Origin of the sequence: Ornithinibacillus sp. FSL M8-0202, from assembly GCF_037975285.1 — a bacterium.
Lineage (GTDB): Bacteria > Bacillota > Bacilli > Bacillales > Amphibacillaceae > Ornithinibacillus > Ornithinibacillus massiliensis.
On sequence record NZ_CP150248.1, the window covers coordinates 1624540 to 1649270 of the forward strand.

General features: G+C 37.9%; 23 protein-coding genes and 3 pseudogenes. 6 read left to right on the forward strand and 20 right to left on the reverse strand.

Features of this window, described 5'->3' with window-relative positions; translation table 11 throughout:
- Positions 1-10: 10 nt before the first annotated feature.
- The 6 genes from MKY78_RS08445 to MKY78_RS08470 all read right to left on the reverse strand — a co-directional run bounded on the left by MKY78_RS08445 (position 11) and on the right by MKY78_RS08470 (position 5182).
- Complete coding sequence (locus MKY78_RS08445; RefSeq protein WP_339217371.1) at positions 11-385, reverse strand: VOC family protein; 375 nt, start codon at positions 383-385, stop codon at positions 11-13.
- Positions 386-436: 51 nt separating this feature from the next.
- Entirely contained in the window at positions 437-1045 is a 609-nt protein-coding gene (locus MKY78_RS08450; RefSeq protein ID WP_339217373.1) for a class I SAM-dependent methyltransferase, read from the reverse strand.
- Between the two features lie 312 nt (positions 1046-1357).
- Positions 1358-1564, reverse strand: coding sequence for a copper chaperone CopZ (gene copZ, locus MKY78_RS08455; protein WP_339217375.1), 207 nt, complete (start codon positions 1562-1564; stop codon positions 1358-1360).
- A gap of 71 nt (positions 1565-1635) precedes the next feature.
- Positions 1636-4023 (reverse strand): heavy metal translocating P-type ATPase, encoded by a 2388-nt coding sequence (locus MKY78_RS08460; RefSeq protein WP_339217377.1) that lies wholly within the window; start codon positions 4021-4023, stop codon positions 1636-1638.
- A 13-nt stretch (positions 4024-4036) separates the two neighbouring features.
- Positions 4037-4339, reverse strand: a complete 303-nt coding sequence (locus MKY78_RS08465) for a metal-sensing transcriptional repressor (RefSeq protein WP_186869481.1) — start codon at positions 4337-4339, stop codon at positions 4037-4039.
- A gap of 225 nt (positions 4340-4564) precedes the next feature.
- Positions 4565-5182, reverse strand: coding sequence for a class I SAM-dependent methyltransferase (locus MKY78_RS08470; RefSeq protein ID WP_339217378.1), 618 nt, complete (start codon positions 5180-5182; stop codon positions 4565-4567).
- 128 nt (positions 5183-5310) lie between these two features.
- Between MKY78_RS08470 and MKY78_RS08475 the strand changes: the two genes are divergently transcribed.
- The gene (locus tag MKY78_RS08475; protein ID WP_339217379.1) at positions 5311-5742 is read left to right on the forward strand and encodes a YugN family protein; all 432 of its coding nucleotides are present in this window, start codon (positions 5311-5313) and stop codon (positions 5740-5742) included.
- A gap of 44 nt (positions 5743-5786) precedes the next feature.
- On the opposite strand, the gene MKY78_RS08480 is transcribed toward MKY78_RS08475, so the two are convergent.
- Complete coding sequence (locus MKY78_RS08480; protein WP_339217381.1) at positions 5787-6857, reverse strand: C45 family peptidase; 1071 nt, start codon at positions 6855-6857, stop codon at positions 5787-5789.
- 120 nt (positions 6858-6977) lie between these two features.
- Here MKY78_RS08480 and MKY78_RS08485 point away from each other — a divergent pair, with 120 nt between their 5' ends.
- A complete protein-coding gene (locus tag MKY78_RS08485) occupies positions 6978-7190 on the forward strand; it encodes a hypothetical protein (protein WP_339217383.1) in 213 nt (70 codons plus the stop codon).
- A gap of 75 nt (positions 7191-7265) precedes the next feature.
- Here the strand turns inward: MKY78_RS08485 and MKY78_RS08490 are convergent, their stop codons facing one another.
- Positions 7266-7859 (reverse strand): hypothetical protein, encoded by a 594-nt coding sequence (locus tag MKY78_RS08490; protein ID WP_339217385.1) that lies wholly within the window; start codon positions 7857-7859, stop codon positions 7266-7268.
- Between the two features lie 416 nt (positions 7860-8275).
- Between MKY78_RS08490 and MKY78_RS08495 the strand changes: the two genes are divergently transcribed.
- Positions 8276-9724, forward strand: a complete 1449-nt coding sequence (locus tag MKY78_RS08495) for an IS1182 family transposase (RefSeq protein ID WP_339212374.1) — start codon at positions 8276-8278, stop codon at positions 9722-9724.
- 102 nt (positions 9725-9826) lie between these two features.
- On the opposite strand, the gene MKY78_RS08500 is transcribed toward MKY78_RS08495, so the two are convergent.
- Positions 9827-10693, reverse strand: coding sequence for an ABC transporter substrate-binding protein (locus tag MKY78_RS08500; RefSeq protein WP_339217386.1), 867 nt, complete (start codon positions 10691-10693; stop codon positions 9827-9829).
- A gap of 106 nt (positions 10694-10799) precedes the next feature.
- On the opposite strand from MKY78_RS08500, the gene MKY78_RS08505 reads away from it, so the two are divergent.
- The gene (locus tag MKY78_RS08505; RefSeq protein ID WP_339217387.1) at positions 10800-11696 is read left to right on the forward strand and encodes a DMT family transporter; all 897 of its coding nucleotides are present in this window, start codon (positions 10800-10802) and stop codon (positions 11694-11696) included.
- Between the two features lie 131 nt (positions 11697-11827).
- On the opposite strand, the gene MKY78_RS08510 is transcribed toward MKY78_RS08505, so the two are convergent.
- The 6 genes and pseudogenes from MKY78_RS08510 to MKY78_RS08535 all read right to left on the reverse strand — a co-directional run.
- Positions 11828-12829: a glycosyltransferase gene (locus tag MKY78_RS08510; protein WP_339217388.1), complete on the reverse strand. Its 1002-nt coding sequence runs from the start codon at positions 12827-12829 to the stop codon at positions 11828-11830.
- A gap of 32 nt (positions 12830-12861) precedes the next feature.
- Positions 12862-13452 (reverse strand): VTT domain-containing protein, encoded by a 591-nt coding sequence (locus tag MKY78_RS08515; protein WP_211742266.1) that lies wholly within the window; start codon positions 13450-13452, stop codon positions 12862-12864.
- A gap of 19 nt (positions 13453-13471) precedes the next feature.
- Positions 13472-14656 (reverse strand): glycosyltransferase family 4 protein, encoded by a 1185-nt coding sequence (locus MKY78_RS08520; protein WP_339217389.1) that lies wholly within the window; start codon positions 14654-14656, stop codon positions 13472-13474.
- A 328-nt stretch (positions 14657-14984) separates the two neighbouring features.
- On the reverse strand, positions 14985-15923 hold the full coding sequence (locus MKY78_RS08525; RefSeq protein WP_339217390.1) for a nucleoside hydrolase: 939 nt from the start codon (positions 15921-15923) through the stop codon (positions 14985-14987).
- Positions 15924-15934: 11 nt separating this feature from the next.
- Positions 15935-16873: a nucleoside hydrolase gene (locus MKY78_RS08530; protein WP_339217392.1), complete on the reverse strand. Its 939-nt coding sequence runs from the start codon at positions 16871-16873 to the stop codon at positions 15935-15937.
- Between the two features lie 185 nt (positions 16874-17058).
- A pseudogene (locus MKY78_RS08535) lies at positions 17059-18144 on the reverse strand (transposase); the annotation flags it as partial.
- A gap of 95 nt (positions 18145-18239) precedes the next feature.
- On the opposite strand from MKY78_RS08535, the gene MKY78_RS08540 reads away from it, so the two are divergent.
- The gene (locus tag MKY78_RS08540; RefSeq protein ID WP_339212374.1) at positions 18240-19688 is read left to right on the forward strand and encodes an IS1182 family transposase; all 1449 of its coding nucleotides are present in this window, start codon (positions 18240-18242) and stop codon (positions 19686-19688) included.
- 112 nt (positions 19689-19800) lie between these two features.
- On the opposite strand, the pseudogene MKY78_RS08545 reads toward MKY78_RS08540, so the two are convergent.
- From MKY78_RS08545 to MKY78_RS08560, 4 genes and pseudogenes are all read right to left on the reverse strand, one after another.
- Positions 19801-20085 (reverse strand): annotated as a pseudogene (locus MKY78_RS08545) (IS5/IS1182 family transposase); the annotation flags it as partial.
- A 297-nt stretch (positions 20086-20382) separates the two neighbouring features.
- On the reverse strand, positions 20383-20928 hold the full coding sequence (locus MKY78_RS08550; protein ID WP_339217394.1) for a cupin domain-containing protein: 546 nt from the start codon (positions 20926-20928) through the stop codon (positions 20383-20385).
- 101 nt (positions 20929-21029) lie between these two features.
- Positions 21030-21704 carry an HAD-IA family hydrolase gene (locus MKY78_RS08555; protein WP_339217396.1) on the reverse strand — a complete coding sequence of 225 codons (675 nt, stop codon included), beginning with the start codon at positions 21702-21704 and terminating at the stop codon, positions 21030-21032.
- Positions 21701-22197 (reverse strand): annotated as a pseudogene (locus MKY78_RS08560) (NUDIX hydrolase). Before MKY78_RS08560 ends, MKY78_RS08555 begins: the two are co-directional and overlap by 4 nt.
- Positions 22198-22779: 582 nt before the next feature.
- Here MKY78_RS08560 and MKY78_RS08565 point away from each other — a divergent pair.
- The gene (locus MKY78_RS08565; protein WP_339217397.1) at positions 22780-23424 is read left to right on the forward strand and encodes a hypothetical protein; all 645 of its coding nucleotides are present in this window, start codon (positions 22780-22782) and stop codon (positions 23422-23424) included.
- A 149-nt stretch (positions 23425-23573) separates the two neighbouring features.
- Here the strand turns inward: MKY78_RS08565 and MKY78_RS08570 are convergent, their stop codons facing one another.
- Positions 23574-24710: a DUF5915 domain-containing protein gene (locus tag MKY78_RS08570; RefSeq protein ID WP_339217868.1), complete on the reverse strand. Its 1137-nt coding sequence runs from the start codon at positions 24708-24710 to the stop codon at positions 23574-23576.
- Between the last annotated feature and the right edge of the window lie 21 nt (positions 24711-24731).

The window sequence follows — 24731 nt, forward strand, 5'->3', positions numbered from 1 at the left end:
CCCCACCTGTCTAGCCCGAGCATATCATGATGATGTTCTCATCTGGGTCACGAACTGTAAAAAAGGACAAATCATCAAATCTTATAATTTCGGATGCTATATCATAATTTAGTTGTGTCACAAATTCATATGCTTGGTCTATATCCTCTGTATGGAAGTTAAATAGAGGATATCCTAATCCTCCGGCACCCTTTTTCATATTTTCAGGGCCAGCATCTAATGTAATACCTACTTCTTGATTTACCGGTAGATTGTAAACTGGTCTTGCTACGGTAGATAAGTCGTACGGTTGGCCAATTAGTTCACTGTACCACTTTACAGAACGCTTCAAATCACGCACATGTATAAAGATGGTGTTGACTTTGTTTTGAATTGGGCTCTTCATCTTCTCACACTCCTTCTTACCATATTCGACAGTAACACGCAAAACCCTTCCTTATTCTTCATTATTCCATCGGTATACTAAAAATCGCTCATTCGGATTATTTTCATAAGGTAGTCCTATTTCTTGCTCCAATTGAAACACGGTCTGATTCTCCAAATAGAAGATATATTCCTTTGAAGGATAGTACAAGATAATATCCACTTGCCTTGGGAATGCCTCTACGGATAGAAGAATCCGGTTAATGACACGCTGGAAAATGTGAATAGAAAATGGATTAAAGAAGTAGAATCGATTATCTGCTTCGCTAATTTCATAGTCTTCGGCCAGGCAATGTTTAAACGATATATTATCTGTAGATTTCCTCGCCTTTTTTCTATAGCTTTCTAGATTTTCGATTGCTCTATGATAGAAAGCCTCATTCATTTCGATTCCTGTAGCCTTAGCATGATAATGGTGATGGATAAAGAAATTCATCCGCCCTAACCCACATCCAAAGTCTACAAATTGATCGGCACTCTTCACCTCATATTGGCCAAACAGCACCTCTAATGCTTGATATGGGGTAGGTTCATACGGATAGTAGTGATTGATATGATTACTAGCTACACGTTTGCCAGTTGTATGTATGTTAAGGAGCTTATCATAGTAGTATTCTTTCATTATCATTCTCCTTGTTGGTTTATATGGTAATCTTACGCAAGTTTGACTAGTGCTGCAAGGTTCAAAAGATGCCTTATAAGCTTAGTTGACATATTCTTCAGGCTTTGCAGGATTTGGGAGGGGGACTTCAGGATTTGGGCGCCTGTCTTCAGGATTTGAAGGAGGTGTTTCAGGATTTCAGCTATTAGCTTCAGGATTTAACAAATCTCCACCTCTCATATATCTAGTGTTCAAGCCACACCCCCTGCTGGATAGACCATTCTAACACATAAGAAAAAGCAGACACATGTTTGAAGTGCCTGCTTTTTCTTGTTAAGCTACATCATAGCCTTGTTCTTCTACTGCCTCTTGCATTGCTTCTAACGTTACTTTCGACTCATCGTAAGTCACGGTAACTTTGCCAGTAGCTAAATCCACCTCTACATTAGATACACCTTCTAATTCGTTCAGTGCACCTTCTACTGACATTTTGCAATGCCCACAAGTCATGCCTCTTACATCTAGTGTTAAAGATTGCATCCTATATATCTCCTTTCAGATATGAAAAGTAAGTATTGGGGACAGGACTATCTACCGTCCCCAAAGATAATTTATATTTTTACTCGTTTTAGGCGAAGTGAATTGGTTACCACACTTACCGAGCTAAATGCCATGGCAGCTCCTGCTATCCACGGAGCAAGCAACCCAAGGGCAGCAATTGGAATACCCGCACTATTATAAGCAAATGCCCAGAATAAGTTTTGACGGATATTTTTTATCGTTGCTTTACTAATTTTAATGGCTTTTGGTATTAATAGTAATTCTCCGCCTAGGATAGTTACATCAGCAGCTTCAATAGCAACTTCTGTACCGGTACCGATTGCAATACCAATATCAGCTACCGCAAGGGCTGGAGCATCATTTACGCCATCCCCAACCATCGCAACCTTTTTCCCTTGTAATTGAATCTCTTTTACTCGGTTAGCCTTTTCCTCTGGTAATACTTGGGCAATGACATGGTCGATTCCTACTTGTTCAGCAATAGCTTTGGCGGTGCGTTCATTATCACCGGTAAGCATAATCACTTCGAGTCCCTGCTCTTTTAGCTCTTTTATAGCATCTTTAGCAGTGTCCTTCACCGTATCGGCTACCGCTACGATTCCTTTTAACTCACCATTTACTGCAATTAACATCGCTGTATTGCCCTTCATTTCATAATCCACTAGCTCAGCTTCTACCGCACTAGTAACGGTAATATGGTGGTCATTCATTAATTTTCTAGTGCCTACTAACACGGTCTTGTCATGAATTCTAGCTTCTATACCATGTCCAGGTATTGCGATAAAAAACGCCGGCTCAACAAAAGGTACGTTTCTTTCAGTAGCATAGGCTACAATTGCTTCTGCCAAAGGATGCTCAGACCCTTTTTCAGCACTAGCTACAAGCGATAACGTTTCCTCATCAGCTGTAAAATAGGTAACCTCAGGCTTACCCTTCGTAATTGTACCGGTTTTATCCAGTACAATCGCATTAAGTTGATGGGTACGCTCTAGATGCTCCCCACCTTTAAAAAGGATTCCACTTTCAGCAGCTCTACCAGAACCAACCATAATCGAGGTTGGCGTTGCGAGACCTAATGCACATGGACAGGCAATAACTAATACTGCAATTGCCGTTACCAAAGCTGTCTCTAATTCACCTGGAGTAATAAACAAAATCCAAACACCAAAGGTTACGAGCGCAATTCCCACTACTATCGGTACAAAGTAACCCGAAATGACATCTGCTAATCGTTGGATAGGCGCTTTTGAGCCTTGGGCATCCTCCACCACTTTAATGATGGATGCAAGAGCGGTATCCTTCCCAACTTTCTTCGCTTCCATTTCAATCGTTCCATTTTTATTAATAGTCGAACCAATGACACTTGCATTGATATCTTTCTCAATCGGTATAGACTCTCCGGTAATCATGGATTCATCAACCGATGTTCTCCCTTTCACAACAATACCATCCACGGGTATTTTCTCACCGGGTTTTACTATGAGACGATCGCCAACCACAACATCCTCCATTGGAATCATCATTTCCGCGCCATTACGCACTACTCTTGCTTGTTTTGCTTGTAAGTTTAGTAGCTTAGAAATGGCAACAGTAGTCCGACTTTTTGCGCTTGTTTCTAAATATTTTCCAAATAAAATTAAAGTAATTAAAATGGCACTTGTCTCAAAATATAAATGTGGCAGATGCCCTGGATGACGAAGCGTAATAAATGCCTCATAAAGACTATAAAAATATGCTGCACTAGTACCAAGTGCGACAAGCACGTCCATATTGGCCCCACCATTACGCAGATTCTTATATGCTCCAACATAGAACTGCCAGCCGATAATAAACTGTACAGGTGTCGCAAGTGCAAACTGGAACCACGGATTCATAAAGATATCTGGAATGGATACACCAGCTAAATGAACGAGCATGGTTAATAATAATGGTGCAGAAAGAATCGCAGAGATGATTAATTTCGTTTTCATTTTTTGCAGCTGCTTTTCTTTCTCAGTTTGTTTTTCTTCTTTATCTGCCTTCACCTTCGCATCGTACCCTAGCTTTTCAATTCTTCCAATCAAATCTAATTCTTTAACAAGTGCAGGATTAAATTCAATGGAGGCACTTTCGGTTGCAAGGTTTACGGTAGCCTGTTTAACACCCTCTTCTTTATTTAGCACCTTTTCAATCCTAGTTGAACAAGCCGCACAGGTCATCCCGAAGACATCAAGCTCTAACCTTTCAAGCTGAACACCGTAACCAAGCTTTTCAATCTTGGTTGTAATATCCTCTACGGTGACTGCATCCGGATTGAAATGGACACTGGCCTTTTCTGTTGTTAAATTAACTTGGGCTTCCACGCCGTCCATTTTATTCAAAACCTTTTCAATTCGATTAGAACACGCTGCGCAGGTCATCCCAGTGACACCAACCGTAATTTGTCTGGACTCACTCATCTCGGATACCCCCTCATTTAGAAAGTCGTTTTAACACTTCCATTAATTCATCAATTGACGCTTCTCCTTCACCAGACTTCACGGCATGGCTTACACAATGCTTCACATGTCGCTCGGCAACTTGGAATCCAACCTTTTTCAAAGCTGCATTTATTGCACTGATTTGTACTAAAATATCGACACAGTAACGGTCTTCTTCAACCATTTTCTGAATACCCCGAACCTGTCCTTCAATTCGCTTTAAACGATTAACTACCCCTTGCTTCTCTGCATCTGTTCTAGGGGTAATTGGGTGATCATGTAAAAATTGATCCATTCGAACACCTACTTTCCTTTGCTTCAATCATACTATACCCCCCTACAGTATAATTGTCAACAACTTTACTTTTTCCTTGCATTCATTATAAGGATACCCCCAAAGGGTTTCTTATACTCGTTACTTCCCTTTCTTAAACAAGTACCCTTCCCTCTAAACATACCCCCACTAGGTAATAAATTCCCACAAAAAAACCGCGCTAATTAGCGCGGCAATTCCAGTTGACTATTTCTTACAAATCGCTATTCCAAGAGGAAATTCCCTCTCCTCCGCTGCAAATGCAGGCTGAATCAATGCTCCCTTTTGATAATAAAACTCTGTAGATTGGTATTCCTTAAATAACCCCTTAAACTCGTCTACTGTTAACTGATGGACATGATACTCCTGTCCACTCGGTATCCCTCTACCTTCCCCAAATGGGGTGGACAACATCAACGTGCCACCAGGCTTTAACATCGTATAGATATTAGTCATAAACTGCTCTTCTTCGCGAATATGTTCTATGGTCTCAAAACTTACGATGCAATCAAATTGTCCTAACTCATCTGGTAATCCAGGATCCACTACATTCCCTATTTTAAACTTCGTCAGTGGATGATAATATGTACCCCTTGCATACTTCACTGTTTCTTGATCAATATCGACTCCGATTACTTCCTGCACCTTATTCTTACACATCTTGGCCATAATATGACTTCCATATCCAGAACCACTTGCGAAGTCTAATACTCGACCATATACATATTCTGTAGCAAAGTGATATCTTGCAATATGTTCAATCAATAAACCATTTAATACTTTCATTTTATCCGGGATAACTCGTTCTCCTGTATCCTTCAACATTCTGTTCACCGCTTGTCCATTAGTATTATCAACATTTTACCGTAAAAAACAAGGAATCAACAGTAAGAAGGTATTGTATACCATTTTTTGTAAATACTATAAGCAAAGATAGACGAAGGAGTGATTAGATGATTGAACTTCAATCAGAAATAGAAGGGAAAACTGCCTATTTCGGACAAGCACGTATCATAGCAAAGCAGTTCGGGCTAAGCCTGTGTGGTAGTTGGGAATATGATGGGGCGTTTCTTGATGCAACACTTCACCGCGATGGAGGAGAGACCATCTATTTAAGAATGCCATTTCATGTTTTAGAAGGAGAATTGGATCGGGATGGAGCCTTTATTGAATTCGGCAAACCTTTCGTTATTAAACATATTGTACATATTGGGCTAGACAGGAACGAGAATTCATTACTTGCGGCTACTGGCATTAATCAATTCCAGGAGCCTCTTGATAAGGATGGGCAAATACGTAACAAAACGAAGTGGGAAGATATTGGCGAAAAAATAGCTAATCAGTTCGCCAGTGCTATCGCTAGCCGTGGTAAATCAATATCTTAATAAACAACCAACCAATCAAACTAGACGATTGGTTGGTTGTTGTCTTATATCAAAAACTCTGGCTCAGTAAAGTGTACCATATTAACAAAAGGTGTTTTTACATCAAGTTTTCCTTTTACTTTTCTTACCATCATTTTATCGCCAGCTAACCACTTTTTAAAATCAAATAAAATCGGATGCTGGTCTCCACCTAATGAGAACCATGCTTTTAGCTCATGAGGAAAGTACGCTGCCGTATGTAACGTACCGGCCCATGCACCATATTTAGAAGAAAAAACTCCCTTATCTGTATCATTCATCATTTGAAAAGCTTGATATGGGTTGAGCAGATTCTCCCCTTGATTCATTATGGCACGTTGCCTTGCTACCGATTCATCCATTCGGTATCGGTTCTCCTCTGAAAGCAATTCAAAATGATTCGTACAAGCATTCCCATGGTGGACATCAACTCTTCTCGGGGATGCCTCGATTACATAGGTTTTACCCTTTTGATCTAATAGGACATAACTGAATGAATGCCGATGGGGAATTTCTTTTAGTACTTCTACTGCTTCTTCCACTGTTGCGCATGTCTCTAAAATGATCCTACCAACCATATTACAAATAAAACCACTACCAGATTTCTTACGGTTAACAAAATTATATCCCATAGCAAGCCCTTTTTCGTTTATTCCATCAATCCGACCAGTTATTTGCATGGATGGCCCTACCATGGAATACCCTTGATCTGTAGGTTGGTAAAACACATACCGTCCTTCATAGGAAGCAGGATGATTATCATAATTCCTTATCAAATAGTCCTTCCCAGTGAAAATAGAGCATCCAATTCTCCCATATTCTAAATAATACCCACCAAACTCACGAATTGCATCATGCCTATTCCATTTCAACGCATCTGCTAATCCTTCTATTTCATCCCATACTCCTGGAACTAAACGCTTTATCGCAGCTTGTACCTCTTGTTCATCTATCGAAAAGTGATATTTCCTTTTTGAACTCCACTGTTTTTCTCTATTCTTAAGTATAGGAGAATCCTTTAGTAATTCTCCTTGATAATAACCAAAATCATAATGGCTTCCTCGAAACTGAATAACATCGCTATATACAGGTAACATAAGATCCCCTCATTTTCAGTCGTATTCCCAGTCTAAATTATTTTCAAGTTGAACGAAAAAAATATGCTCCTGGAATAAAACTTATCCTATAAGAGAGGATATTACTAAGAGGTGATGGTCATGGCAAACGAAACTGAAAAACGTAAATTCAATCTGCCAACCGAGGCAAACGTAGATGGGAAAATAAGTGCGCAAAATGGACTGAAACAGAATTATCCATTTGGTTCTTTAAATAAAATGGTTGGTGATTCGGTTAAGGAGCATAAAGAGTTAGAGGCTGCGAATGAGATTTTGGCTGAGAAGGAAATCGGACAGACATTTGAGAACTCATAACATTAGATAGTAAGTCTAAACCGTAGAAAATCTATCGTTCTTAATTAGAGCCAGTTTGCTTTATGCTCACTGACTCTAATTAGGAATTCTATAAAATAAATCTTTAAACGGCATCAAACCAATCGTGCTTAACGATACCCCCATTAACCGTTCATGGTATAACGCCTTCTGATACGTTGAATATAATGGCATGACGATATGGTGATTTAGTAGAATACTTTCCATTCGCTTAATTAATTCCATTCTATGCTCCTTAGACTCTTGCTGAAGGCATTGTTCATATAAATCCTGAAGTATACTACCATACTCTTGATCTAGTACATTATGTAGAATACTAGTCTCAGATCGGAATAAGTTTAATAACGCTACTTCTTCTACATCTTCCGTGACATATTCGGATAATACCAAGTCTGCTTCCATTGCCTCCTCCATGAAATTGGCATAGGCAACGACCTTCCATTCTATTTTAATCCCGTATTTAGAACATTCGCTTTCTATCCACTTGATATCTGCTTCATGTGGAGCAAGCTCATAGGATAGGATTAATAACCGCTCATTAATGTCCACCTGACTAGGCACATGAGGTAGTACTTTATCTGCAGTTACTGTGTTTTCCTGATAAAAGGCATCAGCCTGCTCATACCTAGGATAGCCAAGCGTCTCTATCATACGCTGTTTATGTAAAAGCATCGCCAATTTTTTCTCAGTGAAGGATTAGACCTGATTTTCTCCTTCCGCATATTCCACATGAGATACTTGATGGATAAATGTCCCTTTTCCACATTCTTATACCCCCTGTCTGTATTTGTATTCCAAGTAAATGGGATATAAAAAAGTGGCTCTTCCTCAATCTCTTTTATATTCATGAACCTTTCAACTGATGGCATAACATGAATGAAGATTTCATCAATATGAGCCCTCTCTTTAAAATAGGTTTGATGTACCGAAAGCGAAAGAAGATTCGTATTGTGAGACTTCACCTTGTACGAGGCTGCTGAAAAAGTCTCTGAAAATCGCCAACAAAAATGTTTTGTTGGCGATTTTACTTTATAATTAGTGTCATAATAAAAATAGTGGGTGATTGTATGTTAGAAAAACAAGAAAGCCTTCCATTAAGTCCGTATTCTAATCTTTATGATTTGATTATAGAAAAAGACAATGAGTTACGCCGAATCAATGAGTTAATTGATTTTTCATTTATTTACAAGGAATTAGAGGATAACTATTGTTTAACGAATGGAAGGAATGCAATCTGCCCTGTCCGAATGTTTAAATACCTTTTGTTGAAACGGATGTATAAATTATCTGATCGAGATGTTGTGAAACGCTCTAAATATGATATGTCTTTCAAATACTTTTTAGATATGGCACCCGAGGATCCTGTAATTGATCCTAGTTCTTTAACTCAATTTCGTAAGTTACGTTTAAAAAATATCAATCTATTAGATTTACTGATTCAAAAAACAATCGAACTCGCTGTCGAACATGATTTGATTGACGTGAAAGCCACGTTAATCGTGGACTCTACACACTCCCATTCTCGTCATCGTTCGAGGTCAGCCGCGCAATATCTAAATGAACATGCGAAGGCTGTTAGGAAAGCAACTTATGAATTCGATGAAAGTCTCAAAGAAAAATACCCAGAAAAGCCAACTGATAAGCATGATGTAAAAGTGTCTATGGCTTATTGCGAGAAGTTGATTGAAGTCGTAGAGAAGGAAGATGTCCGTAACATTCCAGACGTGCAAAAAAAATTGAACTACTTGAAAGAGTTAGTGGAAGATTGCCAAGAGACAACGGAATACTCCGCCGATCGCGATGCGCGAACTGGTCATAAATCAGAAGACACGAGTTTCTTTGGTTACAAAACACACCTCGCTATATCAGAAGAACGTTTAATCGTGGCGGCAGAGGTCACATCTGGCGACAAAAGTGATGGAAAGTATTTAAGAAATCTGGTAGAAAAAAGTGAAAAAGCAGGTCTGACAGTTGAGACGGTCATTGGTGATACAGCTTATTCAGGGAAAGATAACTTAATCTTAGCTAAAGAAAAAGATTTTCAACTGGTTTCCAAACTTAACCCAATGTTGACAAACGAACGAAAAGACACGGGTTTTGAGTTCAATAAAGATGCGGATATGTATGTTTGTCCTGCTGGGCATTTAGCGACAAAAAAATATGTTAAGAACAGAAAAGACAGGAACGCTGAATATCAGTATCAATTTGATATCGAAAAATGTAAGGTTTGTCCATTGCGAGAGGGTTGTTACAAAGAAGGTGCCAAATCAAAAACACTTACGGTGAGCATAAAATCGACGGAGCATCAAGAGCAGAAGGCATTTCAAGAGACCGAATTGTTTAAAGAATTAGCTCGAGACCGTTATATGATTGAGGCTAAAAATAGCGAATTAAAGAATCGACATGGGTACGATAGAGCCACCGACTCAGGTCTCTTTGGTATGGAAATCCAAGGAGCCACCACGATATTTGTAACAAATCTAAAACGAATCATGAAGCTCATAGACCAAAAATAAGAGGAATATGAGCAAAAAAGGGATACTTTTTATGGCAAAACACATAAAAAGTATCCCTTTTTTGTTTTTTTATTTTATTATCACTTAAAATCCTTGAGTTTTTCAGCAGCTTCCCTTGTACGGGCCTGTTCCAATTGGTTCTCGAGAGAACGCTTCTACCGTTTGTTCCGCAAACCCCCTTGGAACAATAGACGCTTTAGGTGAACATAATATAAGTGGCCAATTTACAATCGGAATCGTAAAGTGAAATTGTATGGCATGTGAACCAATACTATTCACCTTTTCTAAATATGCGACAATCCATTTTGCTGGCGTATCCTTAAGTCTTTCGAAAGTGAATTTTACATCCTCAGCATCTAACATCTTACCATTATGAAACGGAATTCCTTTTCTAAGGTAAAATGTCCATACCTTTCCACTCTCATCCCTTTCCCAATAATAGGCAATACTCGGTTCTACTTTGTCCATATCTTTATTAAACGTAACTAAGGTATCAAATAGTTGTTGTACCAAATGCCTTTCCGTTTGCCGCTCTACTTGTGATGGATCTAAAGAATGAAATGGCCGAAAATACGGAATATGTAAATACTCCTTATCCTCTAGTTGCGTAATATCTTTCCTCGCACCAAACAATTTCTTTAGTATAGTATCCAACACGTGATGATGGTTACGTAATATATCATGCCGTTCTAAATATGTGATTAAGCCATTAAAATCTGTAGCTTCCATATACGTCAGCATATCTATAATAGATTTCGTAAAGGTAATAACGGTTGGATTTCCTCTTCCTTTCCCACGCACTCGAATAATCCATTCTTTCTCTTCCATACGATTCAGAATATGAATAACATTTCGCTCAGTACATTGGAGGATGTTGCTTATGTCATTTCTGGTCAGCTTAATAGGTTGATTTGTATTGTTGTTCGAACATTGAACAAATAAATGGATGTAATAATAAAGTAATTGCATTAGACCCTCCGCTAAAAGGTGAAATATATACTAACAACTTACACTTTTTCTTCCCCTTTAATCAACTACAATGAAAGGTATATAAAACATGAGGGGGAGTAGGAGTATGACTAATACCCAAAAAGGGCATCTATTTAATTTACTATCCGTTCTAACGATGGCAATTGGTCCATTAATTTCTAAATTTGGATTGGCACATATGAGTCCTGCAAAGGCGTCTTTCATCAATGTGGTAACCATTATTGTGGTAAGTATATTATTTGGTATTATTACGAAACAGCATGTGACGTTTTATTTTGAAAAGGAAATTATCCTGTTAGCATTATTCAATTCATTAGGTGTTATCTTTCTTTTTTTAAGCATGAATTTGCTTTCACCAGTGGAGGTTGGTTTTTTAGGTAGGTTTTATACCGTATTCGCTATTCTTCTATCTATTTTTTTATTACAGGAAAAAATCTCCTTACGAGAATCTATCTTCATGACCCTAGCAATTCTCGGGGGCTTTCTTTTTGTCGATAAAGGGGATAACACAACTAACCTACCCGGTGTTATCTTTGCGCTTCTTTATACTTTTTTCTTTGCGTTAACTAATATTTATATTAAGAAATCAATGTCAAAGGAAAAGAGCTCCAATTCTATTCTGTTCACCAATAATGGTATAACATTGGTCTTTGTCATGATTTATGTGATTTTTTCAGGAGAGCTTACTACGAACTGGGGGAATGTTAATGGGGTTAGCTTTATTGTATTATCCTCTTTCCTAACCGGTTTTCTGGGGACTATTTTATTATATCAAGCACTCAAGTATTTACGATTTGCAATTGCTAACGTAATGAGAGCATTCAGTCCAGTATTGCTTGCCATTATCTCTTTTCCATTCTTCCCGATTGAAATAACGATTTGGAAGATTGTTGGGGTTATTCTATTAATCGGATCAATCTTCATGTTAACGATAAAGAAAAGTACGAATAAAACTACTAAGCCACTAAAAAATGGTGACTAACCATCCAGTCACCATTTAGTTTAGCTTTTGCTATTTTGGAGGACTTGCCACCTTTTTTATTTTCTACTTAAGGGGTGGGCTGTCCTTTTTAGCTGTAAATCCAGAGTAAAAGGAATGGGCTTTCTTCAAATTTATTCCTGTTCATAAATACTCAAAAGCTTTTGCGCAACCACTTTTATATCACGCTCTAAAGCCATGTTATAGCCCTTCTCGGTTAAATCTGGTAGTTTCCCTTCCAGAATTTGAGTTATTAATTCCTCAAACTCCTCTATGCTTTTTCCCTTATAAACCGTTTCCCGGTCCTTAAACATATTTTTATATATCGGAATGTCCCGAACTAAGATTGGAATTTTCGCTGCCAACGCTTCTAGTAATACGATGCCTTCTGTCTCCTCATGGGTAAGGAACAGAAATAAATCACTACCACAATAGGCGTCCCGTACTTCTTCTCTGGTCACATAGCCAGGAAAATGTAAGTTTGGTAGCTGCTTTTTTATCGCTTCTTTTATCATATTTGGAATCAGGTTTAAATTCGTATAACCAAACCAATAAAACTGATAGTTAGGCATTCTTTCTGCTAGCTTAACAAAATCTAATATTCCTTTGCGTTCAATATAATGGCCAACAGAAATGACGACCTTATCCGTATCTGGTATTTGATATTTATCACGGAATCTCCTACGCGCTTCTTCATTTCTCTTGAAAAAATCAGTGTCAATTCCGTTTGACAGACTAACAATCGGGCGCTTAAGTCCATAACCCTCTAGTAGCTCTTTTGAATACTCTGTTGGCGTAATGATCAAATCTCCACTGTTATAACAATAGGTAATCCACTTCTTAAACAATGGAGCTATAAGATTAGATCCTCGAAAAGAATTACGAAAGTCCTCCATAGTTGAGTGCGCATAGTAAATTACTTTTTTCCCTTTTCGTTTTGCCCGTTTACTTTTAAGTAAGGAATCAGGAAATATAGTGTTCAGATGGATAATAGAATACTCTTCCTTACTATTCATCGTGAATGGGACACCGGCTAGCTTCAATGCTTGCATCTGGTGACGAACTGCTTGTCCTACGCCACTTTTCTCTACTAGCTTAAGTGACCCTGCATATAGTAATACCTTATTCTGTTTCATTTGCATGGTGTAAAAGTTTCCCTTCAATTCTGTTAAATTAATATCGATAGTTTTCGCATTATAAAATCTAATCCAAACGTATACATCGCTATTGCAAAAGGCTTCCCTAATAAGATAATGATAGTAAAATGTCGTAACTTCATCTTAGTTGTCCCTGCCAAATAACATAAGAAATCATCCGGAGCTAACGGGAGAAAAATAGCAATGGCGAAGTACTTAGTGAAGTTTTTATGTTCAGTCACATTCGAATACTTTTCTTGCATTTTTTTACTAAACAACACTTTAATAACGCTCTGTCCATATTGCTTAGCTATTAAGAAAGCGATAATAGATCCTAAGCAGATACTAACATAGTTATAAACAAATCCCATTGTCGTCCCAAAGAGGAGTACTCCTGCAAGTAAGCCTAATCCTCCTGGGATTACTGGGATAATAACTTGAATTGCCTGAAATATAATAAATACTAACGGAGCCCATATTCCAAATTGACTCACAAAGTCCACTAAAGCATGCTCCGAGTAAAAAATATCTGTCTTCAATCCATAGATTAAGAAAGCGATCGCTGCTATCGTAAAGATAATTGTAAGGATGTTAATCAATTTCCGCATTCTTGGTTTTTCCATTTTCGTACCTCAGCTTATTTTACTTTATTGATACCGACACTTCTTCAGCGTGTAAATAGTTTTGTATAGTATGTTCATATAGTCTCTCTAATGTCTCAGCAAAATTCACCGAGGAATATTTTCGAACCGCACCTTCCTTAGCATGATAACTTAATTTCCTGTATAAGTCTTGATCACCTAACATAGCATTCAAGACCTCTTGAAATTGTTCAAATGAATCATATTGCCATCCATTCTTGCCATCTTCAATCACATCTTCTAAACATGCATCTCTACGACATAATGCTGGAAGTCCATTAGCTAATGCCTCAATATAGGTCAATCCTTGTGTTTCCGAATTGGACGCACTGACAAATACATCCCCTAATTGGTAATAGCTAGCAATTTTCTCTGGGGGAATCATTCCTACAAAAATGACCTTATCTGTTATACCAAGCTTAGATGCGATATTCTCTAGTTCACTTCGGTATGGACCGTCCCCTACAATCAATAGGGTTAAATTATCCTTTTGCATAGTTGACACAAAGGTTAAGATTTCCTCTAAGTTCTTCTCTTTTGCTAATCTACCAACGGAGAGTAACACTTTATTCTCTATCGGTATGTTATGTTTTTCACGTAATCGCTTCTTCTCATCACCTGACAGTTGAAGATTGAACCTTTTCAAATCAATTCCTGTTGGCACTACTTCAATAGGTTGATGTACACCATAACCAGTGAGGATAGAATACACTTTTTTCGTTGGTGCGATAACATACGATGCTTGATTTAGGACTCTTTTCGAGAATAACGCCACCATTCGTTTCCCCCACTTCTGATTAGGCGAAAAGTAGTGGGTATAATCCTCATAGACCGTATGGTAAGTGTGAACAATCGGAATTCTACATTTCTTCGCTATATGTTTTGCGATACGAAACGTACTAAATTCACATTGAGAATGGATAACATCCGGTTTCCATGCCTCCAACTCTTCAATGTATCGATTAACCTTGGAAAAAGTAACCCTTACACCTGGATATATTTTTCCTGCACTAATCGAACGAATATATGTAACATTATCTCTTCTATAAGATCGGTTTCGATCTGATAACGTAAGAATTCTTACCTCATGACCTAATCTATTTAACTCTTTCTCTAAATTAACTATTGACGTAACTACACCATTAATGGTAGGTGCGTACCATTCGGTTGTAATTAATATTTTCATAGTTATCTCCTCTTATTCCCCTATAACTCTTACTTATTTCAGTATACAAGAGTAAACTTGTATGTTTTTTTGAAAAAGTTAGATTTAACATAAATTTTACAGTATCTATATCCATATTTGAACAGATATTTATACACTTTTCTCATCAAAATAAATGATACCTCGGATTATGAGATACCATTTATTTCCTATATTAATACCATACCATAAATTCTTTTCTAATGAACCCATTTTTTTATATCAATATGCAGTTTAAAAGATGGATATAATAAAAAAACCAAAGATTACAATTCCTAAAAAAGTAATCCTTGGCCCAAATTTCCTTCAATTATCCTTCTAATACCTTTAGTAACGTTTCTTTAAACCCTTCTCTATTTACTACTTCACAAACCCTAACATTTGCCTTTTTACCACTTCGGTTATTAATATCGACCATACTATAGCCCCTCGTGATATTACCAGCTGTCTCTATGTCCACATAATATTCCCCATACTTCGACATCAGCTCTTCATGCGCAGCAATTGCCACTAATAAGGTATCTGGATGGGTTGTTCCGTTGATTTTATGTACCTCTCGATTAAACTTCAATACAACACGATTAATATCGATAAAGAACTTAGAAAGGTCCGTATTCAGTGTTGCAATTTCTGCATGGTCCTCATCCCCCATAACCGAATACTTTGTACACATATCCCAGCCTACCATGGTAATCGGTACACCAGAATGAAGCACAATCCTAGCCGCTTCTGGGTCCACATAAAAATTATACTCCGCAGCCGCGGTAATATTTCCAAGCGAATTATTTGTTCCGCCCATGATATAGATATGTGGAATATCCTTCACTATAGTTGGATCCTTTTTCATCGCCATCGCAATATTAGTGAGTGGTGCAATGGCTAGTAAGGCTATTTCCCCTGGATTTGCCTTGACAGTTTCAATGATAAAGTCGACGGCATGCTTTTCTTCTGGGCGTTGGGTCGCTTTAGGGAAAAATGAATCTCCCATCCCATCACTACCATGTACATCTTCCACCGTCACATGTCCTTCCTGACTTCCTAAAATTGGTCCTTCATACCCTTTAAAAACAGGAACATGATAATCCGGCTGGAAAACTTGGATCGTGTACAATGCGTTTTCTACCTCTTGATCAAAATCCACATTTCCTCCCGTTATCGTAACCCCTTCCACCTTAAAGTGATGGAGTGCTGTTAAAATAGCAATCGTATCGTCACCTGCTGTATCGGTATCAATAATAACTTTCCTCATCTGTCTCCCTCCTATGCCTGTTTTGCTAAATCTGTGATGTAATCAAAAAATGCATCCCGATCTGCCTCATACACTAATTCAACAGCTCGTCCATTTTCTGATAGCTCTGTTTTACCTTGACTTGGACCATCTGCGTGTACGATACTTTTTACTTCTTTTCTTTTCACTAATTCTTCTTTACCAATCGTTGCGGTTGTTAATACATCCCATAGGAAGTAGGTCGAATTCGTCTGGAAATGAACTAGCGGTGGTACGGCTGCATAGCATTGTCCAAGGAAATCTACCCCTAGATGTTTTCTCTCTCTTGCCCAACGGTTTCTGACATCTAATGTTAAAGGAACCATATTGGTACTTTCTAACGCAACCAGATCAATATGGATAGTAGAATCCCATACTACCTTCACTGCCTCCGGGTCCCAGAATGCATTCCATTCCGCTGTCCCATCATGTTCTGGCTCTTCGACGTTACCCATTTCAAGGAAGGTTCCACCCATCCAGGCTAGTCTTTCAATTTTTTCTTCAATATCAGGTGCTTCTTCTAGCGCGCGAGCTAAGTCAGTTAATGGTCCGACAAATACTAGTGTTACTTTTTCTGTGCTGTTACGTAATGATTCAATTAAATGCTTATGTGCCGGCAGCTTTGATTCTTTCGTTTTCACTGGTAAATGCTCATTTAAAATTGGTAAGGCATCTACTACAAAGGCATGCATGCGCCATTCCTTTGGAAAAGGATTCTTACCACGTGAGTTAGAGGCCGCTACCTCAATTTGTTTTCCTTTCCCGAAACGGTCTATTATCTTTCTACTTGCTGAAACAGCAGGTTCTAGGTAACAATCAGCGGGAATTACGCCAACTCCAATTAAATCCACATCTTCCATTTGTAATAATAGGAATAGAGAGACTAAATCGTCTACTCCACCATCATGGTTTAAGTATACTTTTCTTTTCATAGAAGCACTTCCTTTTTTATATCATTACTATTATTATAAGCTAGTTCTATTTTTAAGTGTTAGTGTATATTACCTATCGAAAAATAAAGAGAAAAAGTTTATTACATGAATCAATTTCATAATTGCTCTTTTTAAAAATTCACAGACCTACAGAATTTCTAAAATATACTTTTAAAAAACAATAATCACGCGGCTTGTTGCTGCTGAATTAATTGTGCATTCATACGATCTGCCGCTAACTTTGAAGCGTTATAAACAAGCGTAACTATGTCAAAATGACCTTTTGCACGCTTTCCAGTACGATATCGAACATTGTTTAGTTGAAAGAATTCTTTAAGATAAGCATTAACTCTTTCGACCGCAGTGCGACGTTTAAAAATATTTTTCCATGCCATCGATCCACGAGCTGGTGCCGAATATTTTCTAAGATCTGTCGTTATTTTCATTTTAAAAACCTTTTGACAGATGCCTTCGTTAGCCAATGGACAGTCACTACATTCTTTTGGTCTTGTATATTTTAAGGTTTCATATTTGGCATCAAAACTGTCGTAACGATAAGAATGCTCTCTGAAACAAGTAGGGGCAAAATGTTTATCAAAACCGATTGGTTCTCTTTCATTTCGCTTGTTGTATGCGATGATTGAGCGTTGTCCCATGCGGTGTACCTGTTCGTAGATGGGTTCATAATCATAGCCAGCGTCCATGGTTTGATAACACAAGGAAGAAAGAGATAAATTTTCATGGATTCCTTTCAGTAAAGGAATCGCTGCTTTACTATCATGTAAGTTTCCGGAAGAAAAAGCAGTCTGAAGAATATACTGACTCGACGTACCAACGGCTAAATTACCTTTATAGCCAAACCAAAAAACATTCTTACCTTCTGAATTCTTTTTCACACCCCACTTCGGGTCTACAGGCATTTCAGAGCGTAATTCATCTAAAGGTGCGTCTAATTGAGCTTCAATTTTCTTTTCATAAAGAGGCAGACTAGCTTCCTTTTCAGCTTGTTCTTTTAGCCATTGGTCACGCTCTTCTTTGGATTTGCGACCACGTTTTTTCGGCTCTGGTTTTGACTTTTCTTCTTTTGATGGTGCTTGATCACGAGCTTCAAAATGAGTGGCATCAATAGCGACTGTATCATCTGTAATAAAACCTTCTTCAATTGCTTGGAGGACAACTTTTTCAAATACATCCTCCAAAATATTGGACTCCACTAATTTCGTTAGGAGTCGAGAATAAGAGGATTCAGAAGGTACCCTATCTGAAACGAGGCTGCTGAAAAAGTCTCTGAAAATCGCCAACAAAAATGTTTTGTTGGCGATTTTACTTTATAATTAGTGTCATAATAAAAATAGTGGGTGATTGTATGTTAGAAAAACAAGAAAGCCTTCCATTAAGTCCGTATTCTAATCTTTATGATTTGATTATAGAAAAAGACAATGAGTTACGCCGAATCAATGAGTTAATTGATTTTTCATTTATTTACAAGGAATTAGAGGATAACTATTGTTTAACGAATGGAAGGAATGCAATCTGCCCTGTCCGAATGTTTAAATACCTTTTGTTGAAACGGATGTATAAATTATCTGATCGAGATGTTGTGAAACGCTCTAAATATGATATGTCTTTCAAATACTTTTTAGATATGGCACCCGAGGATCCTGTAATTGATCCTAGTTCTTTAACTCAATTTCGTAAGTTACGTTTAAAAAATATCAATCTATTAGATTTACTGATTCAAAAAACAATCGAACTCGCTGTCGAACATGATTTGATTGACGTGAAAGCCACGTTAATCGTGGACTCTACACACTCCCATTCTCGTCATCGTTCGAGGTCAGCCGCGCAATATCTAAATGAACATGCGAAGGCTGTTAGGAAAGCAACTTATGAATTCGATGAAAGTCTCAAAGAAAAATACCCAGAAAAGCCAACTGATAAGCATGATGTAAAAGTGTCTATGGCTTATTGCGAGAAGTTGATTGAAGTCGTAGAGAAGGAAGATGTCCGTAACATTCCAGACGTGCAAAAAAAATTGAACTACTTGAAAGAGTTAGTGGAAGATTGCCAAGAGACAACGGAATACTCCGCCGATCGCGATGCGCGAACTGGTCATAAATCAGAAGACACGAGTTTCTTTGGTTACAAAACACACCTCGCTATATCAGAAGAACGTTTAATCGTGGCGGCAGAGGTCACATCTGGCGACAAAAGTGATGGAAAGTATTTAAGAAATCTGGTAGAAAAAAGTGAAAAAGCAGGTCTGACAGTTGAGACGGTCATTGGTGATACAGCTTATTCAGGGAAAGATAACTTAATCTTAGCTAAAGAAAAAGATTTTCAACTGGTTTCCAAACTTAACCCAATGTTGACAAACGAACGAAAAGACACGGGTTTTGAGTTCAATAAAGATGCGGATATGTATGTTTGTCCTGCTGGGCATTTAGCGACAAAAAAATATGTTAAGAACAGAAAAGACAGGAACGCTGAATATCAGTATCAATTTGATATCGAAAAATGTAAGGTTTGTCCATTGCGAGAGGGTTGTTACAAAGAAGGTGCCAAATCAAAAACACTTACGGTGAGCATAAAATCGACGGAGCATCAAGAGCAGAAGGCATTTCAAGAGACCGAATTGTTTAAAGAATTAGCTCGAGACCGTTATATGATTGAGGCTAAAAATAGCGAATTAAAGAATCGACATGGGTACGATAGAGCCACCGACTCAGGTCTCTTTGGTATGGAAATCCAAGGAGCCACCACGATATTTGTAACAAATCTAAAACGAATCATGAAGCTCATAGACCAAAAATAAGAGGAATATGAGCAAAAAAGGGATACTTTTTATGGCAAAACACATAAAAAGTATCCCTTTTTTGTTTTTTTATTTTATTATCACTTAAAATCCTTGAGTTTTTCAGCAGCTTCTCTGAAACTAGGAACCCGCAATTTAGTTTAAAGGTAATATCATCCTTGAGGCGTTGAATAAGATCCTTTACCATCGGAATACGCTCAATATATCTAACGAAAATAGAGATAATCATGGCGGCATAGTTTAGTTCTTCCGGTGCGCCAAGTCGTGATTTTTTCGTTACTACATGATAGATTTTATCCAAGTCTATCGCTGCAATAATGGCATCATATTTTTGGGTAGGCTCCATGTCATATAATTCCTGGATGCCAAATAAACTTGGTTGTCGTATAATGGTCATAAGAAGCACTCCTTCAGTCTTTTTATGGTTGTATAGTCAACTACCATTATACAAGATTTGGGGAGGTGCTTCTTTTTTCAACTCTCAAAACCGTTGGGAGACATGGACTAAGAATTATGAAATTCATTCAGATATATAAAATTATTTCATAGCCTGCTCCGAGAAATATATTGTTTACCTAGAAAGCTTGTTCCGGTTGCATTTAAAAGGAGGTACACTCAAGCAACCCTTTCCTACCAACAGTAGTCTACATATATTTCCGGAGCAGGTGAACATACATCAGATAGCGTCTTTTTATCAGTCCAGTTCTTCTTCTAATGCAATAGCCTTTGTTTGATGAACGGTTCCGCGTGGATGATGTGGTGGAGCATAAATGGAATATAATTTTAATGGGACATTACCAGTATTGATGACATTATGCCAAGTTCCAGCTGGTATCATGATAGCAGAATCGTCTCTTACTTTTTTCTCTATTGTTACGTTATCTCTTCGATTCCCCATTCGAACTACACCCTTTCCTTGTTCAACACGTAGGAATTGATCAGTATTCGGGTGAACCTCTAACCCTATATCCTCCCCTACCCCGATACTCATTAAAGTAACCTGAAGGTGTTCGCCTGTCCAAAGCGCTGTTCGATAGTTTTTATTTTGCGTTGTCGCCGCGTTAATGTCCACGACATAAGAGTTCGGACCATAGTCTCTTAGCGAAACTCTCGCTTTTAATTTTTGGGATTGCCAAACTCCCCATCTTTCATCAGGCAAGTAGCCATTTGTCTGCATTCTGACATCATAATTTGGTGGTACATAATAGGGTACATAATATGGATATGGGATATAGTACATTTTCTCCCATCCTTTCATAGAATTTCTAAATTATTCTATGCGAGGAACTAGGTAAGTGTACTTAAGGCATTTATAGGAGAACTTTATAGTAAATACTGATTTCATTCGCCAGTCCTATTTAACCGTTGCAAAATGGACGGAATCTCTCCCAAATCCTCCACTACAAAATCAGCGTCCTCACTAGTCCATGCTTCATCTTTCTTCCATACACCTACCATTCCGACATTTTTTGCACCTATTACATCATTTTCTGGATGATCACCTACGTATATTGCTTCATGAGGCGATACATTCAATTTGGCTAATGCCTTTTGAAAAATAGCAGGATTGGGCTTCTTTATTCCTTCCCATTCGGAAACAAGGATACAGTCCACATAGCGTTCAATTCCTAGCGACTTCATATTATCCATTTGAAATTTCCCGATACCGTTTGTAATGATCCCAAGTTTTACAGATTCATTTTTTAGCATCTCTAGCATGATTAATAAATTCGGGAAAGGAACGCAACTTTTGTGAAATTCTTCTATGTAGTCTTCCAGTAATGCCTGCCAAGAGATATCATCAATCTTACATTCCTGTGTAAGTTGCTGATATACTTTATCCTTCCAAACATAACCCTTACCGTCTAACTCTATAAACCTTGTACAATACGTTTCCTTTGCGATATTGCTTATAGGTCGAATTAACCGTTCATATTGATTGCCTATAAAATGTTGTACCGAAGCATCTCGATTAAGCAGCGTCCCATCTAAATCCAGTAACACTGCTTTTATCATTGCTTCGGCCCCTTAATTTCCCAAGTCTCATAGTGAACGAACTGTAGTCCAAGATGGTTTGTTTCGATCCATTCGAATGCTTTCCATACTAGTGGGGATGCATTGTCCTGTGAAATATCTTCCCTACTTACCCAAACAGCTCCAAGAGAATCCTGCCCCTCAAAGCTTTCCGGGATTGAAATCTCCCCACCTATTTTCCTCACTAGATAATAAACAGCTATATGATGAACACCGGTAAACTCCTTCCACTCCCACGGAAGGAAGAAATCAATAACCCCAATGCTTCGCTAATCGCTATATCTATACCTGTTTCCTCTTTAAATTCTCGTACCATCGCCTCGGTCAAACTCTCCCCTTCCTCCAAGCTTCCTCCAGGCAGATTGTAACGATATTTATATGGTCCACCATTTTTGTTTATGAGCAAGAGCTTATGATCATCTACATATATTCCATACACACCAAACGCCCGGTGGTATCTTTTTTCTGCAAGCATTATACTCCTCCTCGTAACCTTTTTATTATTCTACCTATAATAGGATTGAAAGCTGTGAAATTCTAATAGAATCAAGGTCAATCTCTTTTTTCAAAGCTATCCTTAGTGTATGTAAACATATAACTTCCTCCAGTTGTGTATATGTTAATCGAAAATTGAATCAAATAGCAAATTAATGGTGAATATTTCGAACACTTTTGGAATAAAGGTGTTCTCTGTTACCTTTTTCTCCGTTTCCTCCTCTTTAAGGTAACTGATATCCTTCCTCTGTTACCTTTTTCTCTGCTTCCTCCTCTTTAAGGTAACTGATAACCTTCCTCTGTTACCTTTTTCTCCGTTTCCTCCTCTTTAAGGTAACTGATAACCTTCCTCTGTTACCTTTTTCTCTGCTTCCTCCTCTTTAAGGTAACTGATATCCTTCCTCTGTTACCTTTTTCTCCGCCTCTCCCTCTTTCAGGTAACAGATGGGATGCTCTATACTACTTTAGGATATTTTTCAAAGCCTAATCCAAGTTATTCCAACTATTTAAAGAGTATCTAACTCATAATGGGGAAAAATAACTCAAAAAGGATGTGATCTCCTTGAATACGTTCATTTACTTTCTCGTTGGACTTGGAAACTTTATTTTATTGGTCTGGGGGATTTCCCTTGCAAGAAAATATGGATTTTTAACTTTTGCTAATGTCATACTTCTTGTTTTACTTGGATTAGTATATGATAACGTCATGATTGCATTGGGGAAATATATTGGAGAAGGACATACTTTAGAAAGCTTAAACCTTCTACGTTATTGGCTACATGCCTTCATCACTCCTACCCTTATTTTATTTGCTTGGAGTACATATTATCGAACTGGATTACCTACAGCGAAAAAAACCGGGTGGAAGGTCTTAGCGGCAATTTTGACAGTCGGATTAATTTTATATGAATTGTTGACCACCTTAGTGGGACTTGAGCTTAGTCCAAATTGGAAAAATGGGGTGCTAACGTATGAAGGTTCGGGTAGTGCCTTAATGGTCATTGTTATTACATTAGTTATTGGTGTTGTCGGCTTTATTTTATGGAAGAAATTTCACTTTCCATGGCTTTTTATTGGTACGTTTAGTATGGTATTAGGTGGTATTTTAGCTGGGTGGTTAAATAGCTTTCCTATAATGAATATACTCGAACTACTATTTATGGCATCTATACTAATGACCAAACAATTTCAAGACCAGAATCAATGAACGAAAACCGATTCAGCTGCTAACAAACAAAGAGGCAAACCTTAAAAGCAGAGCGCTTTAGGTTTGCCTCTCTCGCTATTAGCCGTTTGTCTTCTTAAGAGAAACATATCATCCAGTTAATCCATGATTGGTTAGGGTAGATTGATTAATTAGGATTGAATATATAAATTAACCTCATATTCCTCCACTTGAAAGCTTCTCATCATTGGTTTATGTTCAAAGTGAACCGCCTTTATAATAAGATTACGTTCTACTAATGGAGCAAATTTCACCAATACTTCTTGTAGCCATAAATCTGTTTGAATATAGAGATCTACACGTAGATCAACAGGGAGATTTAATTCCTTACGATAAGATTGAACTACCCGAATAAATTCCCTAACCAATCCTTCTTCTTTTAATTCCTTCGTTACGGTTGCTTCTAAAAGAATGATAAAATTAGTTCCTTCCGCTAAGGCATATCCGTCTTTAGCCGTTTTCTCTAGTAGAATGTCTTCCTTTGTAAGGTTGACCAGTTCGCCTGATTGTAAAGTTAGCTGCAATTCTCCTTCTTCCACAAACCTTCCCTTTAGGTGGTCATCTAGTTTTTCAAGTATATTTTTCACTTCACCTAATGACTTCCCTAGCTTTGGTCCTGCCACAGCAAAATGTAATTTAAGCTGAAGCTGTAACAAATCATGAAAATCCTTCCTAAACTCTAACCCTTTCACATTTACTTCCTCTTTTATAATTGGGGAATAATGGTGTAGATCGGTTAAGGTAGCGTTTTCGGTCGGCAAGACAACCAAGTTTGCTAGTGGTTGTTTTGTTTTGATTCCTGTTGTATTGCGAGCAGACCTTGTTAATTCGATTATTTCCAATACCGCATTCATATCATTCTCCAATTGTATATCAATTAGAGATTCTTCTGGCTTAGGATAATCGGATACATGCACACTATCATTCACTAAATTCGTATAAATATCGTCTGAAACAAACGGTGTATAAGGTGCCATAAGCTGTGATAATTTCGTTAATACCTCATACAATGTGCTAAATGCAGCCCGTTTATCATCTGTCATTCCGCTACTCCAAAAGCGCTGTCTAGAACGCCGTACATACCAATTACTCAATTCATCAATAAATACTGTAATAGACCTTGCACCCCTAGTAATATCATACGCATCTAAGCTCTGAACTACTTCTTTTACCACCGTATTCAATCGGGATACGATCCATTTATCCAACGTTGTCTGGACACCGCCTACATCACGACTTGGGTCAAATTGATCGATTTCCGCATACATCGTATAAAAGGTATAGACATT